The organism is Aminobacter sp. SR38, assembly GCF_014843375.1.
Classification (GTDB): domain Bacteria; phylum Pseudomonadota; class Alphaproteobacteria; order Rhizobiales; family Rhizobiaceae; genus Aminobacter; species Aminobacter ciceronei.
In genome coordinates, this window is sequence record NZ_CP062112.1 from 5,044,168 (window position 1) to 5,059,467 (window position 15,300).

15 protein-coding genes are annotated in these 15,300 nt (G+C 63.4%); 8 read left to right on the forward strand and 7 right to left on the reverse strand.

Going from position 1 to position 15,300, the window contains the following annotated elements:
* Positions 1 to 84: 84 nt before the first annotated feature.
* The 4 genes from ettA to IG197_RS24655 all read left to right on the forward strand — a co-directional run bounded on the left by ettA (position 85) and on the right by IG197_RS24655 (position 4,674).
* Positions 85 to 1,734, forward strand: a complete 1,650-nt coding sequence (gene ettA / locus IG197_RS24640) for an energy-dependent translational throttle protein EttA (protein WP_067960305.1) — start codon at positions 85 to 87, stop codon at positions 1,732 to 1,734.
* Positions 1,735 to 1,853: 119 nt separating this feature from the next.
* The gene (gene tam, locus IG197_RS24645; protein WP_192315513.1) at positions 1,854 to 2,621 is read left to right on the forward strand and encodes a trans-aconitate 2-methyltransferase; all 768 of its coding nucleotides are present in this window, start codon (positions 1,854 to 1,856) and stop codon (positions 2,619 to 2,621) included.
* A gap of 202 nt (positions 2,622 to 2,823) precedes the next feature.
* Entirely contained in the window at positions 2,824 to 3,945 is a 1,122-nt protein-coding gene (locus tag IG197_RS24650) for a beta-ketoacyl-ACP synthase III (protein ID WP_192319956.1), read from the forward strand.
* 111 nt (positions 3,946 to 4,056) lie between these two features.
* Entirely contained in the window at positions 4,057 to 4,674 is a 618-nt protein-coding gene (locus IG197_RS24655; protein ID WP_192315514.1) for an MOSC domain-containing protein, read from the forward strand.
* Between the two features lie 16 nt (positions 4,675 to 4,690).
* On the opposite strand, the gene IG197_RS24660 is transcribed toward IG197_RS24655, so the two are convergent.
* The 4 genes from IG197_RS24660 to tsaA form a co-directional block, all read right to left on the reverse strand.
* A complete protein-coding gene (locus tag IG197_RS24660) occupies positions 4,691 to 5,638 on the reverse strand; it encodes an aminotransferase class IV (protein ID WP_192315516.1) in 948 nt (315 codons plus the stop codon).
* Between the two features lie 160 nt (positions 5,639 to 5,798).
* Entirely contained in the window at positions 5,799 to 6,290 is a 492-nt protein-coding gene (locus IG197_RS24665; protein ID WP_192315518.1) for an Lrp/AsnC family transcriptional regulator, read from the reverse strand.
* A complete protein-coding gene (locus IG197_RS24670; RefSeq protein WP_192315520.1) occupies positions 6,287 to 6,601 on the reverse strand; it encodes a DUF2293 domain-containing protein in 315 nt (104 codons plus the stop codon). The genes IG197_RS24665 and IG197_RS24670 overlap by 4 nt, the downstream gene beginning before the upstream one ends.
* A 2-nt stretch (positions 6,602 to 6,603) precedes the next feature.
* On the reverse strand, positions 6,604 to 7,107 hold the full coding sequence (gene tsaA / locus IG197_RS24675; protein ID WP_192319958.1) for a tRNA (N6-threonylcarbamoyladenosine(37)-N6)-methyltransferase TrmO: 504 nt from the start codon (positions 7,105 to 7,107) through the stop codon (positions 6,604 to 6,606).
* A gap of 118 nt (positions 7,108 to 7,225) precedes the next feature.
* Here tsaA and IG197_RS24680 point away from each other — a divergent pair, with 118 nt between their 5' ends.
* Together IG197_RS24680 and metF are read left to right on the forward strand one after the other, a co-directional pair.
* Entirely contained in the window at positions 7,226 to 8,233 is a 1,008-nt protein-coding gene (locus IG197_RS24680; RefSeq protein WP_192315522.1) for a metalloregulator ArsR/SmtB family transcription factor, read from the forward strand.
* Positions 8,233 to 9,147, forward strand: a complete 915-nt coding sequence (gene metF / locus IG197_RS24685; RefSeq protein WP_067960329.1) for a methylenetetrahydrofolate reductase [NAD(P)H] — start codon at positions 8,233 to 8,235, stop codon at positions 9,145 to 9,147. Before IG197_RS24680 ends, metF begins: the two co-directional genes overlap by 1 nt.
* Positions 9,148 to 9,622: 475 nt before the next feature.
* Here the strand turns inward: metF and IG197_RS24690 are convergent, their stop codons facing one another.
* Positions 9,623 to 10,519, reverse strand: coding sequence for a DMT family transporter (locus IG197_RS24690; RefSeq protein WP_067960332.1), 897 nt, complete (start codon positions 10,517 to 10,519; stop codon positions 9,623 to 9,625).
* 159 nt (positions 10,520 to 10,678) lie between these two features.
* On the opposite strand from IG197_RS24690, the gene IG197_RS24695 reads away from it, so the two are divergent.
* Both IG197_RS24695 and IG197_RS24700 read left to right on the forward strand, forming a co-directional pair.
* Positions 10,679 to 11,902: an alanine racemase gene (locus IG197_RS24695; protein ID WP_192315524.1), complete on the forward strand. Its 1,224-nt coding sequence runs from the start codon at positions 10,679 to 10,681 to the stop codon at positions 11,900 to 11,902.
* Between the two features lie 113 nt (positions 11,903 to 12,015).
* Positions 12,016 to 12,894 carry an NAD-dependent epimerase/dehydratase family protein gene (locus tag IG197_RS24700; protein WP_192315525.1) on the forward strand — a complete coding sequence of 293 codons (879 nt, stop codon included), beginning with the start codon at positions 12,016 to 12,018 and terminating at the stop codon, positions 12,892 to 12,894.
* Positions 12,895 to 12,943: 49 nt separating this feature from the next.
* Here the strand turns inward: IG197_RS24700 and IG197_RS24705 are convergent, their stop codons facing one another.
* Positions 12,944 to 14,164: a lytic murein transglycosylase gene (locus tag IG197_RS24705; protein ID WP_192315527.1), complete on the reverse strand. Its 1,221-nt coding sequence runs from the start codon at positions 14,162 to 14,164 to the stop codon at positions 12,944 to 12,946.
* Between the two features lie 167 nt (positions 14,165 to 14,331).
* Positions 14,332 to 15,135, reverse strand: a complete 804-nt coding sequence (locus IG197_RS24710) for a GH25 family lysozyme (protein WP_192315529.1) — start codon at positions 15,133 to 15,135, stop codon at positions 14,332 to 14,334.
* Positions 15,136 to 15,300: the final 165 nt, after the last annotated feature.

Here is a 15,300-nt window from a genome sequence, read left to right on the forward strand (position 1 = left end):
TCGCCCCGAAAGCATTTGCCGTTTGGGGTGGGATGGCCTACATAGCGCGCAAATCTCCGTTCACCTGAAGCAGGATACGCGCGCGTGGCACGCCAGTTCATCTATCACATGTCGGGACTGACCAAGTCCTACGGCACCAAGAAGGTGCTGGAAAACCTCAACCTGTCGTTCTACCCGGATGCCAAGATCGGCATCCTCGGCCCCAACGGCGCGGGCAAGTCGACCGTGCTCAAGATCATGGCCGGCCTCGACAAGGAGTGGTCGGGCGAAGCCTGGCTGGCTGACGGCGCCACCGTCGGCTACCTGGCGCAGGAGCCGCATCTCGACCCGGCCAAGACCGTGTTCGAGAACGTCATGGACGGTGTCTCCAAGAAGACCGCCATCATCGAGCGCTACAACGAGCTGATGATGAACTACTCCGACGAGACCGCCGACGAGGGCGCCAAGCTGCAGGACGAGATGGATCGTCTCAACCTGTGGGACCTGGAACAGCAGGTCGAGATGGCTATGGACGCCCTGCAGTGCCCGCCCGGCGATTCTGAAGTGACCCAGCTGTCGGGTGGCGAACGCCGCCGCATCGCGCTGTGCCGCTTGCTGCTCGAACAGCCCGACCTTCTGCTGCTCGACGAACCGACCAACCATCTCGACGCCGAGACCACGGCTTGGCTGGAAAAGCACCTGCGCGACTATCCAGGCTCGGTGCTGATCATCACCCACGATCGCTACTTCCTCGACAACGTCACCGGCTGGATCCTCGAACTCGATCGTGGCCGCGGCATCCCTTATGAGGGCAACTACACCAAATATCTCGACGCCAAGGCCAAGCGCCTGATCCAGGAAGGCCGCGAAGACGATTCGCGCCAGAAGGCGATCTGGCGCGAGCGCGAGTGGATCGCATCCTCGCCCAAGGCACGCCAGACCAAGTCGAAGGCGCGTATCAAGGCCTATGAGGAGTTGGTCGAGCAGTCGCAGAACCGCAAGCCGACCGACACGCAGATCGTCATCCCGGCCGGCGAACGCCTCGGCAATGTGGTGATCGAGGTCGATAGCGTGAACAAGGGTTATGGCGACGAGCTTTTGATCGAAAACCTGAACTTCAAGCTGCCGCCCGGCGGCATCGTCGGCGTCATCGGCCCCAACGGCGCGGGCAAGACCACGCTGTTCAGGATGATCACCGGCCAGGAAACGCCCGATAGCGGCACGATCCGCGTCGGCGAGACCGTCAAGCTCGGTTATGTCGACCAGAGCCGCGATGCGCTCGACCCGACCAAGACGGTCTGGGAAGAGATTTCTGGCGGCGCCGAAGTCATCAAGCTCGGCAAGCATGAAGTGAACAGCCGCGCCTATTGCTCGTCGTTCAACTTCCGCGGTGGCGACCAGCAGCAGCGCGTCGGCAACCTGTCGGGTGGTCAGCGCAACCGCGTCCACCTCGCCAAGATGCTGAAGAACGGCGGCAACGTCCTGCTGCTCGACGAACCGACCAACGATCTCGACACCGAGACGCTGGGCGCGCTCGAAGACGCATTGGAAGCATATGCCGGCTGCGCCGTCATCATCTCCCACGATCGTATGTTCCTCGACCGCATGGCCACCCACATGCTGGCCTATGAAGGCGATGCGCATGTCGAGTGGTTCGAAGGCAACTTCGAAGAGTACGAGAAGGACAAGATCCGTCGTCTCGGCGCCGATGCGGCCACCCCGCACCGGATGAGCCACAAGCGCCTGACGCGCTGACAGACCAAGAAAACGCCCCGCCCAAAAAGCGGGGCGTTTTTTGTTTTCTGCCCGCTGCCTTGCGTAGCGAGACGGAAAACGCCCTCGCACTTCCCGGAATTGCTTCTGGAGTCCCCGACATGAAGGACTGGTCCGCCGCGCAATATCTCAAATTCGAGGACGAGCGGACGCGGCCGTCCCGGGACCTTCTGGCGCAAATCCCTCTGGAGCGGCCGAGAAGAGTGGTCGACATCGGCTGTGGGCCGGGCAATTCGACCGAGCTTCTGGTCGAGCGCTGGCCGGATTCGACGGTTTCCGGCTTCGACACGTCGCCCGACATGATCGAGCAGGCCAGGCGTCGGCTGCCCGATGTTGAGTTCCAGCTCGCCAATGCGCGCGACTGGACGCCCGACGAGCCCGTCGACGTGATCTTCGCCAATGCCGTGTTCCAGTGGCTGCCGGACCATCAGGCCGTTCTGGCACGCCTGATGACGCTGCTCGCCCCGGGCGGGTACCTCGCAGTGCAGATGCCCGACAATATCGGCGAGCCGTCGCATATGGCGATGCGCGAGACCGCAGCCGCAGTGCCCTTCGCCGCCAGGATCGCGGGCGCCGCCCGCGCGCAATTGCCATCGGTCGTTTCATATTATGACCTGCTCGTGCCGCTGTCGGCGCGGGTCGACATCTGGCACACCGTTTACAACCACCCGCTGGCGGACGCCACGGCGATCGTCGAGTGGGTCAAGGGGACGGGGCTCAAGCCCTTCGTCGATCCGCTCGAACCGGCCGAGCGCGAAGCCTATCTCGCCGCCTACACGGCGCGCATCGCCGCTGCCTATCCGCCCGCCGCCGACGGCAAGGTGCTGTTGCGCTTTCCCAGGATCTTCCTGGTGGCACAACGAGCATAGGGCGGAATATCGGGGCGAGTGTTGCGTTCAGGGCGTATTCGAACGCCTCCATGTGACGTAATCTGCACTTGGCGAGTCTGCTGGAGACGGGGGCAGGATGCGCCGGGGCCCGATGGCTCCATTTTCGTCGCTGGAGCATGGGTTTTTCCGAAGCGGTAACTGCTATCGGGCATGCTGCGGAAATTCAGGCATGGACGGTCTTATGCATCGCGTCATCATCAGTGGCATCGGCGTCGAAATTCCCCAGGCAACGATCAGCAACGACGAACTTGTCGAGAGCTTCAACGCCTGGGCCGACATCGAGAACATCAGGCGCGAAGCCGCAGGGCAGGAGCCGATCAAGAAATCGGACAGCGACTTCATCGTCTATGCCTCCGGCGTGAAGAACCGGCACGTCCACACGCTCGACGGCATTCTCGACCCTGAGCGGATGACGCCGCGCATCGCGCCGCGCGCCGACGACGTCCTTTCGGTCGAGGCCGAGTTCGGTGTTGCCTCGGCACGCGAGGCGCTCGCCCATGCCGGGCTCACCGGCGCCGACATCGACATGGTGATCTGCGCCGCCTCGCACCAGCAGCGACCTTATCCGGCGATCTCGATCGAGATCCAGAAGGAGCTCGGCATCGAGGGTGCTGCATTCGACATGAGCCTCGGCTGCTCGTCGGCGGCGGCCGCCCTGCACGTCGCTTTCAATCTCGTCCGCTCGGGCGGACAGAAGCGCGTGCTGATCGTGACGCCCGAGATCATCACCGGGCACCTCAATTTCCGTGACCGCCAGACGCATTTCATCTTCGGCGACGCCTCGGTGGCGATGGTCGTCGAGGCAATTGGATCCAAGGAGACCCGGCCGGGGCGCTTCGAGATGCTCGACACGCGCAACTGGACGCAGTTCTCCAACAATATCCGCACCAATTTCGGCTTCCTGCTGCGTGCCGGACAGGAAAACACCTCCGTCGTCGAGATGGAGGGCAACATGATCAAGCAGGTCGGCAACAAGGTGTTCAAGGAGGTGACCCATGCGGCGCATCGCTTCATCACCGCCTTTCTCGCCGACCACGGCATGACACCGTCCGACATCAGGCGCTACTGGCTGCACCAGGCCAATGCGCGGATGAACGCGATGATCCTGAAGCTGGCGCTCGGCCATGATGCCGACCACGACAAGGCGCCGATGGTGCTGGAGCGGCTGGGCAACACGGCGGCGGCCGGTGCGGTCATCGCGCTCAAGGAAAACCACGAGGACATGAAGGCGGGCGACCACGGGTTGATCTGCGCCTTCGGCGCCGGCTACTCGATCGGCGGCGCGCTGGTCCGCATGATGTGAAGAGTGGACCAGGGGATCGATCAGTTCGGATGATCGCCGGGATCAGGCTTTTTGTCTGGATTTCCCGGGTCATGCCGTTCAAAGCAGCAGTCCTAAACCGAGAGGCTAGAGATGCTCGACCCGACCATGCATCGCGAAGGCGAACCTGAAATCCTGCCGGGCCGCAAATTCGCGGCGCGCGTTGCCGGTGTCTACACCGCGCCGGAAGACCATTTCGTCACCTGGGCGGTGGAAACGCTGCCGCTGACCTTCGAGGGCATCGTCGGCGATGTCCATGCTGGTCACACCAGGCGCTCCGGCGGGCGCGAGCCGTGGTATCCGCGAGGCACCGAGATGCGCAACGAGCGGCAGCTGTCGATCGTCGCACCCGACGAGATGGCAATCGTCGCCGAGCGCATGGGCCTTGCCGAGATCAAACCGGAGTGGATCGGCGCCAATCTCCTGCTCGAGGGCCTGCCGATGCTGTCGATGCTACCTTCGGGCACCATGCTGTTCTTTAAGGGTGGCGTGACGATCAAGATCGACGGACAGAACGCGCCGTGCCGCGTTGCCGGTCGCTCGATCGCCGAGCATGCCGGCATGGTCGACCACGACGCCGGCTCGCTGCTGTTCCCGAAAGTGTCGCGCCGGCTGCGCGGGCTTGTCGGCTGGGTCGAGAAGCCCGGTGTGATTGCGGCCGGCGAAGAGGTCTCGGTGCGGGTGCCCGAGCAGTGGATCTACAGGGCGTGAGCACAGCCCCTACCGGTCAGGGATAGGTGACCGGCATCGACCAGTCGGGGTCGTCGTGTTTCGCCCAATAGGCGTCTTTCAGCCTTGTGGTAACAGGGCCAACCTTGCCATTGGCAACGTCAGTCCCGTCGATCTTGGTCACCGGCATGATTCCGCCGGCGGTCGAGGTGATGAACACCTCGTCGGCGCCAAGCAATGCATCGACGCTGACGATAACGGCTTCGGCGACAAGGCCGGCTTCGGCACAGAGGTCGAAGACGCTGCGCCGGGTGATGCCGGGCAGGACGCCGGTTGCCGGCGTCGCCAGGCGCCCGTTCTTCACGGCAAAGACATTGAAGCCCGGGCCCTCGGCGACATTGCCGTTGAAGTCGAGCAGCAGTGCCGTCTCGGCGTTGTTGTCATAGGCATCATAGAGGCCACACACGAGGTCGAGCCAGTGGTAGTTCTTGATTGTGGGGTCGATCGAGGCCGGCGGGATCCGCACGCGCTGGCTGATCGACACATGCAGGCCGCGCTCTAGCTGCTCAGGATTGGCGACAGAGCCGAACGGCACGGCGAAGGCCATGAAACGGTTGGTGGCGTCGCGCGGGTCGCGGCTGAAGTTCGGCGAGGCGCCGCGGGTGCACAGCATCTCGACATAGGCCGAGCGATGCCCTGACAGCGCCACGCAATTGTGCAGGATCTCGGTGACGCCAGCCCGGTCGAAGGGGATCGACATACGCAGCCGCTCCAGCCCGCTGAAAAAGCGCTCGATATGCAGGTCGAGCCGGAAGAAGGCGCCGTTCCAGACATGGACAGTGTCGTAGGTCGCGTCCGAATGCAGGAAGCCCCAATCGAGTACCGAGATCTTGGCTTCCGACATCGGCAGATATTGGCCGTCGAGGAAGGCGACGCCTTGGGGATAGGCATACGGATCCACGTGGCGGGGTTCGATCGCCGGCAATTGCTGTGGCTTGACGTCCATTGTCGCTGGTTCTCCGCGTCCAGGATGATCGACCGGAGTATGCCGCCTCGCGATACGCCATTTCGGTCAAAATGCCGGGCCAGATGACGCAGGCCGATCAAAATCCCGGCCTTGCTGAAACAAGATCAATGCAATCGAGCCGTTTGAAGAGCGAATGCAGTTATACGGCGACGCGCGGTTCGAACTTGACGCGGTCCAGCATGATCATCGAGCGGAACTTGCGTATGTTGGGATTGGAGTAGAGCCACTTGCGGGTAAATGCCTCATAGGCGTCGATGTCTTCGACGTTGACGATCACCACGAAATCGGCGCCGCCCGTCACCATGTAGCATTGGGTCACTTCGGGCGCTGCGCGCATCTGCCGCTTGAACGCTTCGACAAGATCGCGCTGCTCGGCCTCGAGGTCGATGTTGACCACCGCTGTCAGCGATTTGCCGACGGCTACAGGATCGAGGATCGAAACGTCGGCGATGATGACACCGGCATCGCGCAGACGCTTGACCCGTCGCATGCAGGAGGCTGCCGACGAGGCGACCCGCTCGGCAAGTTCGGCGAAGGACAGCCGGTTGTCCTGTTGCAGAGCGGCCAGGATACGGCGGTCGAGCTCGTCGAGCGGCACAGCACTTCTGCTGTTGGGTTGCGTTCCGGTCATTCCAAATCCTCGTCGGCGTCGAGCAGGCGGGTGGCGCGCCAGCGGGTGAGGGTGGCGTTGACCTGGTCGATGACGAAGAAGCGGGCGGAATCGCGGTCGTAACCCTCCGACAGCAGCTTCTCGTAGTCGGTATGGGCATGGCGGACATGGGCGACGGTCGCCAGCCACACGGCGATCGACGGCGGCAGCGTCTTCAGATGCACAGCGAGCGCGTCGGTGCGGATGGCTTCCGTGTCGGCATAGGGCGCGAGTGGCAGGAGCGCGGTCAGCGATTTGGCCACTGCACGTTGGCGGCCAGTGGAGGCTGGCATGCTCAGGCTTCCTTGTTCGGACGCGTCGCGTCGGGAATGGCGTCGACTGAAGCGAAGTAGGGTTTCAGGTCGATGACCGGTGTGCCATCCAACGCATCGATGGCATCGAGCTCGATCACGCCGTTTTCCATGTCAAGCGAGACGATCGCCGCGACGTGAAGGCCGATAGGGTTCGGTCGGGCAGGCGAGCGCAGGGCAAAAACGCCTTTCGCGTCAGAGGCATGGCGCGGTTTCTGGACAATCAGATTCCGCGGCGCCTGTTCGAACCAGCTAAGCACGACGACATGGCTGAAGCCGGCAAGACCGGCGAGCCCGGCACGGTAGGGGACGTCGACGGTGACGGTCGCGCCACCGCCACGCTCGCGGGCGGCGTTCATGTTCTTGGGGCAGTGCTCGCGCTGCTTCCAGGGCGAGGCGATGCGGCCGACATAGGCGAGGCGGGCGTCGTCGGCGTCAGCCGCCGGATCGCCGGCGAGCGGGATTTCGCCCTCGCGCTGTTCGAACATCTTCATGCCGCCTCCCACGGTCGCGCCATTTTCTTGCCCGCATGCGACATTGGGCGTTGCAATCATTCGCTGCGTCACATAAAGATATGTTTATGTCTTTTGGCGAGAACCAAAGCCGATGCATGTGACGCTCGACACCATGGTAGATACCTTGAAGGCGGCGGCCGAATCCAGCCGGCTTCGCATCCTGACGCTGCTTTCACGTGGCGACCTGACGGTCTCCGACCTGACCGAGATCCTCGGCCAGTCGCAGCCGCGCGTTTCGCGTCATCTCAAGCTGTTGCTCGAGGCGGGGCTGATCGATCGCTACCAGGAAGGATCCTGGGCGTTCTTCCGGCTTTCCGACGCCGACCAGGCGCGCGGTTTCGTGCAGGGGCTGGTATCAAGCATCGATACATCAGATAGCCAGGTGGTGCGCGATTTCGAGCGTCTTGATGACGTCAAGCACAAGCGCCAGGAGCGCGCGGCCCGTTACTTCAGCGCCAATGCCGCGAGCTGGGACGAATTGCGCTCGCTGCATGCACCTGATCGCGCCGTGGAAGCCGCACTCGTCAAGCTGGTCGGCAAGCGGCCGTTCCAGTCGATGCTCGACCTCGGTACCGGCACGGGGCGCCTGCTCGAAATTTTCGCCCCGATCTATCGCCGCGGCGTCGGCATCGATCAGTCGCGGGAAATGCTGGCCGTTGCCCGCGCCAATCTCGACAAGGCAGGAATTGCCAACGCGCAGGTGCGCCAGGGCGACATCTTCTCGCCGCCGGTCGAGCGCGATGCCTTCGACCTCGTGACCATCCACCAGGTGCTGCACTATCTCGACGATCCCGCCCGCGCCATCCAGGAGGCGGCGCGGCTCCTGCGCCCTTCGGGCCGGTTGGTGATCGTCGACTTCGCCCCGCACGGGCTCGACTTCCTGCGCTCCGAGCATGCGCATGCGCGCCTCGGCTTCTCCGATCGGCAGATCGAGGAGTGGCTGTCCGAGGCCGGGCTCGAACTCGAGGAGACTCAGGAATTCGAACCACGCGGCTCGGCCAAGGCCAGCCTGACCGTCAAACTCTGGCTGGCGCGCGACAAGCGCCTGCTGGTCGCCGATCCCAATCCTGAACTGCAAGCCCAAAGGGAAACTGCCTGATGAACCAATTTCCGCTCTCCAGGCGTTCCGACATCGGCAACAAGATCCGTGTTTCCTTCGAGTTCTTCCCGCCCAAGAACGACGACATGGAGGCGCGTCTCTGGGAGACTGTGACCCGGCTCGAGCCGCTGCGTCCGCAGTTCGTTTCGGTAACTTACGGTGCCGGTGGCTCGACCCGCGAGCGTACCGCCCGCACGGTCAAGCGCATCCTTGAGGAATCGACGCTGACGCCCGCCGCGCACATGACCTGCGTCGACGCGACCCGCGAGGAAGTCGACCAGGTGATCGCAGAGTTCGCCGCCATGGGCGTGAAGCGCTTCGTGGCGCTGCGCGGCGATCCCAAGGAGGGCGTAGGTGCTGCCTATCAGCCGCATCCCGGCGGCTACGCCAACGGCGCCGAGCTGGTCGGCGCGCTGAAGGCGCAGGGCGATTTCGACATCTCGGTTTCGGCTTACCCGGAAAAGCATCCGGAAAGCCCTGATTTCGTCACCGATTTCGACATGCTGAAGCGCAAGGTCGACAATGGCGCGACACGCGCGGTGACCCAGTTCTTCTTCGACAACGATCTGTACGAGCGTTACGTCGAGCGCGCCCGCAAGGCCGGCATCTACATTCCGATCGTGCCGGGTGTGCTGCCGATCCACAGCTTCACCCAGGTTGCCAACTTTGCCTCGCGCTGCGGCGCCCATGTGCCGGGCTGGCTGGCCGAGCGCTTCGAAGGCCTCGACAAGGATCCTCAGACCCATGCGCTGGTGGCGTCGGCCGTGGCGGTGGAACAGGTGCTCGACCTGGTCGAGCGCGGCGTCAACGACTTCCATTTCTACACCATGAACCGCGCCGACCTGGTGGTGGCGGTGTGCCACATGATCGGCATCCGGCCGCAGCCGGTTGTGCAGGGATCGGCAGCCGCCTGACGGCAAGTTGCAACCGACTGGGCGGAATCAAAAAAGGCCGGGAGGGTGATCCCGGCCTTTTCGAAGCTTCCACCTTGGAGGTGCTTTGGTCTTCCGCCGTTGAACGGCCTATGGAAGAACTCCGACAATAAGCGCGCCGATGAAGGCAAAGGCAGCGCAAATCATGACTGCATTGATTGACCTAGTCAGTCCCATGCATAGCCTCCTGTTTGCAAGCCACAGGCCGGAATCTAGGGTCATTTCGGTCACACACAAGCGAAAAATGTGCTGCATTGCGACAAGATTGTGGAAAATGCGACGCGTTTCTCACGCTTAGCCGTTGGATTTGCTTGGTAAACACACCGGCAAGGGTTGTGGAGAAATTGTGGCAAATCGATTAGCCACGACAGTGCCCAATCACCTTCGGAAGGCGAAAGACGGCGCTGCAGCAATCCCGAGCTGAGCATTGCTCTCCCCAATGGCGACCCGATTTCGCTCACGCGCCCGCCGGCTGGCGCCGCTTGAACAGACGTCCGTCGATGGTGACGAGCCCGAGCGCGATCAGCGCCATGCCGCCCAGTTCGAAGGCCTCGAGCCGCTCGCCGAGGAAACTTACCGACAAGAGCATGGCGCTCGCCGGCACGATCAGTGTCACCAGCGAGGTGTTGGTGGCGCCGGCCGAAGCCACCAGCTTGAAGAACAGGATGTAGGCGAAGGCGGTGGCGACCAGCGCCAAGGCAAACGTTGCCAGCCACGCATTGGTGCTGGCGGCAAACAGGCCAGAGGTGCCGTACAGTATCAGCACCAGCGGGATCATGATGACCGATGAGGCCGTCAACTGGCCGGTGGCGATGATTGCCGGCGGCACGCCCCTCAGCCGGCGCGCCACCATCAGCGCGAAGGCGTAGGAGAGAGAGGCGCCGACAAGGGCGAACTTGGCCCAGACCGGGCCGCCGAGCCCGGCGACGATGCCCGGGCCGACCATGATGGCGGTGCCGGCGATGCCCAGTCCTATACCGGCCAGCTTGTTCCAGTTCAATTTCTCGTCGTTGGTGACGATGTTGGCGATGACCAGCGTCCAGAATGGCGTCGTGGCGTTGAGCACCGAGGCCAGGCCCGCGCCGATCTCGGTCTGGCCGAGGCAGATCAGCGTGAACGGGATGACGTTGTTGAGCACTGCGAGCACGAACAGCGTACCGAGGTGGGGGAAAGCAAGGCGGAAGGAGGGGCCGCGGAGCAGCAGGAACAGCTGCAGTGCCGCTCCCGCGATGAGCACCCGGAACAGCACCAGTTTCAGCGGCGCGATCTCGGCGACCGCGATGTGCACGCAGAAGAACGACCCGCCCCAGATCGCCCCCAGGAGCAACAGCCTGGCCCAGTCGCGTGCACTCATGTCCGCTTCCTTCTTCGCTTCGTCACATTCGACAGCTACGCGCGATTCCTGGGTAGGGCCACCCGATTCCTTTGGCTGACGCAACACTCCTGCCAAGCCCTGTCGGGTTGCATCGCGGACCGCTTGGTTTAAATTTTGGCCGGCAAACGAGGAGCTTCCATGCAGCGATTCGAGAATGCACGCGAGGCAGCCCTCGCTCTTCGCCCTGATGCACCGGTCTATTGTTTCCGACCGGAAGTGCTGAAGACCGATGCACGCGCCTTCATGGAGATGTTCCCCGGCAGAACCGCCTATGCGGTGAAGACCAATGGCGAACTGATCGTGCTCAAGGCGCTTGTCGAGGCCGGCGTGACCATGTTCGACGTGGCTTCTCCAGGCGAATTCGCCGCGGTGAGGGAAGTCTCCACTGAGGCCGAGATGATCTACATGCATCCGGTCAAGGCGCAGTCCGACATCCGCCTGGCGCTTGAGACCTATGGCATCAGAGTGATCGCGGTCGACCACGAAGACGAGATCAACAAGCTGAACCGTGTCGTGCGGGCGCTCGACATCGACCCCGGCGCGATCACCGTCTTCGTGCGCGTCCAGACCAAGGGCTCGGCGGCATATGAGCTGTCGAAGAAGTTCGGCGCCGGGCCGGCCAATGCGGTCGAGCTGTGCGAGCGGCTCAACCGCAACGGCTACAAGGTCGGCCTGTGTTTCCATGTCGGCAGCCAGATCGAGGACCCCGATACCTATGAGCGGGCGCTCGCCTCGGTCGACTGGGTGCGTAATCGTGTGTCATTTGACCTCGCCGGACTCGATGTCGGCGGCGGCTTCCCGGCCGAATACGGCCACGATCCGAATTCCAAGAAGCCGGCCATGCCTTCGATCGGGCAGATCATGTCGCGCTTGCGCGGCGACCTCAAGGAATACAATTTCGACGAAATGCCGCTCGTTGCCGAGCCGGGTCGGGTGATCGTGGCGCGGTGCCTATCGCTGATCGTGCGGGTGCTGTTGCGCAAGGGCAGGCGGCTCTACATCAATGACGGCATCTGGGCGTCGCTGTCGGATTCATGGACGGGCAAGATCACGCTGCCGGCGCGCTTCATCCCCGATCCCGCGATACGCGCCCGCAACGGTGACGCCGATAAGATCGTTCCGTTCAAGGTCTGCGGCGCGACCTGCGATTCCGTCGACATCCTGTCACGGCCGTTCTGGCTGCCCGAGACCATCGACTCCGGCGACTGGATCGAAATCGGCCATATCGGCGCCTACTCTTTGTCGCTGCGCACCCGTTTCAACGGCTTCTATCCCGACACCTTCGTCGAGGTGACGACGCCGTTCGACGAAGGCGACGCGCCGCAAGGCTTCGCCAGCCTGGAGACGATGGCGGCGGAGTGAGGGAAGGGAAGAGCGAACAGGGAAACAATGATCGTGGCTTGAATAGCCTTGGGCGCGTTCCGATCTACGCATCTCACCACTCGTTGCCCACCATGCGCTAAGTGACTATTCCCATGGATGTTTTCCTTCTCGGCGGCACCGGCTTCATCGGTCGCCATATCCTGCAGCGCCTGGTCGAGGGCGGCCACGATGTGATCGGCCTCGCTCGTTCCCAAGCGTCGGCTGAACGCCTCAAGTCTGCAGGTGCCACGCCGCTGCTCGGCGACCTGCGCACTCCGCGCGAATGGGCCGGCAAGCTTCCACCGGTCGATGCCGTGATCCATGCCGCTGCCGACTTTGGCGACGACATGGGCGAGGTCGAGACGACCTTGCTTGACGCGCTGCTGCCGGTGCTCGGTGCGATGCCGAACCGGCCGCGCTTCGTCTATACCGGCGGCTGCTGGCTGTTCGGTGCGACTGGGGAGCGGGCCGCGACTGAAGACAGTCCATTCGATCCGCTGCCGGCCTTCGGCTGGATGATCGAGAACATGAACCGCGTGCTCTTGGCGCCGGAGGTGGAAGGCACCGTGGTTCATCCGGCGATGGTCTATTCCGGCGAGGGCGGGGTGTTCTCGTCCTACATGGATGCTCTGAGAAAGGACGGCACCGTCGATGTCATCGGATCGACAGATGTCGTCTGGCCGCTCGTCCATGCCGAGGACCTTGCCGACCTCTATATTCGGGTCATGGAGAAAGCGCGGCCGGGGTCCATCTACAACGGTTCGGCTATTGAAGGCATGAGCGTGGGCGACATCGCCTCAGCCGTGGCGCAGCACCTGGGAATGGGGCAGCCGGCAGTCCGCGCTACTGCCGTCGATGAGGCTGCGGAGCGGCTCGGCGAGTGGGCACGCGGCTATGCCATCAGCCAGCGGCTGGGCGGCGACAAGGCGCGAGCCGAGCTTGGCTGGAAACCAAGGCACGGCAGCGTGGCGGAGTTGTTTGGAAGCGACTAGCGAATAGAGAGGTTCCAACGGCAAGGCGTTGGTATCCCTCCCTATTCCCTTACAGGTCCGCCAGCAGCTCGTCGGTCGGCCAACCGTCGACGGGCAGCTTGAGGCGCATCTGCTCCTGGCGGATGGCTTCACGGGTGTTGGTGCCCAAAATGCCGTCGATGCCGCCGACGTCGTAGCCTCTGTCGTGAAGCTTCTGCTGTAACGCCTTCATGGCGTCGCCGGTCAGGCCGGCGTCGGGATTGCCGCGGTCGAAGGCCGGCTGGCCGGCGAGGCGGGCGGCGAGGTGGGCTGCCGTCAGCGTGTAGGTCGCCGACTGGTTCCACTCGAGATAGACGTCGTAATTGTCATAGGTCAGGAAGGCTGGGCCCTTGCGGCCCATCGGCAGCACGATGCCTGCCTTGAGGCCAGTGTCCTTGAGCGGCGTGCCGTCGCGCATTGTGACACCCATAGCCGCCCATTTCGACAGCGGCTGTTTGTTGGTGCGGCCGGTTTCTTCCCAGGCCATTTCGGCCGGTACCCGAACCTCTTCGATCCACGGCTCGCCGCGCTTCCAGCCGCGCGACTGAATCTTCTTGCCGGTCGTCAGGATGACGTCGGCGGGGGTGTTGCGCAGGTCGACGATGCCGTCGCCGTCACCGTCGACACCGCGCGCCAGATAGTCGGACGGCAGGATCTGAGTCTGGCCGATTTCGCCGGCCCAGGCGCCCTGGACGTCGGCCGGCAGCACGTTGCGGTCGATCAGCGTGATCAGCGGGATGACCTGCGGCCGGAACAGGTCCGGGCGGCGGCAGTCATGCGCCAGCGTCACCAGCGCGTTGAGCGAGTTGAAGTTGCCCTGCACCGCGCCGAAATCGGTCTCCAGCGCCCAGAAGGCGGCAATGACCGGGCCTGGCACGCCGAATTCCTGTTCGGCCATGGTGAAATACTGGCCGTACTTCTGCAGGTTGGCGGCACCATGCTTCAGTCGGTAGTCGCTGATCATGCGCTCGGAGAACTGGGTGAAGGTCTGGGCGAAGACGCCCTGGGCGCGGTCGCGCTCGAGCACCTTGGGGTCGAGGGTGGCATTCGCCAGAGCCGAAAGACCCTTTTCACCAACGCCTGCGGCCCGGGCTTCGTTGGCAAGGTTCTGTTTCCAGGTGGCGAAGTCGTCGCCGCATTCCAGTGTCGCTGCCGGCGCGGCAGGGGTGACGGCAGCGGTATTCTGCGCGTTTGCCGGCATAACGACGGTGGCGAAAAGGGCGGCGACCAGCGCCTTGCTCAGCAACTTCATGGGCAGCTCTCCTGCTTGACCGATCAGGCCTTCGCGGAACGGCGAAAGCAGGCAGACGGCCAGCTCAATGTCTTGCCGCGCCTTCTACAGAAACCGGGCGAGGGCCGCACCCCCTCTTCTTGTCGCATCTGCCATGCGAAATGCGCAGCCCGGAGGTGCAGTCCGGACTATCTGGTGTTGGCGGCGAGCCACTTCTTCCAGTGTGCTTCGCTGCCGTTGAAGACGTTGATGTCGGCGTCTCCCCTGATCCCAGGCACGACACCGGTGCCGGTGTACTGCCAGAAGGTGAAGGGGTGGCTGCCATAACGCGACGTCGGGTGACCGGCGACCGAGCGCAGCCAGTAGGGATAACCGCGGAACGTCGACAGGTTGTTGTCGTCGAAGAAATCGATCGAGGTGTAGATGATCGGCTTTTTGCCGTAGTGGTTCTCGACCATTTCGAGGAAGATCTTCATCTCGCTGCGCACGGTAGACGCGGGCGGACGCAGCTTGCAGCTCGGCGACTGCGGGTTCCATTCCATGTCAAGGATCGGCGGCAGCGACGAGCGCTCATTGGGTACGTTCTGGATGAACCAGCGCGCCTGCTCGGCGGCCGGCCGGCAGAAATAATAGAAATGATAGGCACCGCGCGGCACGCCGGCGGATTTTGTCTCGCGCCAGTGCTCGGCGAAATAGTCGTCGACGCGGTCGCCGCCCTCGGTGGCCTTGATGAAGGCAAACGAAATGCCGCTGCCCTTGGCCTGCTGCCAGTCGATCGAGGTCTGGTACTTGGAGACATCGGTGCCATGGATGGCGTAGGTCCACGGGGCGCCGCTTTCCCACTGGTGCGGATCGCTGTCGCTGAAGCGTGGGTTCTTGACCGAAACGGAGGCCATGTTGCCGGCATTGCCGACGGGGCCAAGCGACAGGGTGTCGGAGGTCGAGCAAGCGCCGAGGAAGGCGAGCAGCACAAGAGCCGAAGCGCGGCGCATTACTTCTCCTTGCGGCCGGCAGGAACCGGCCAGAGCATATCGTTCATGGGGCAGGCCCTGCGGCCCGGATACTATTCCGATGGATCAGCGGTTTCCCCGAGACACCGCACATCCCCCTCTGTGATCGCCGATCATGGTTGATAAACCGTTGATCGCGCTCGACAG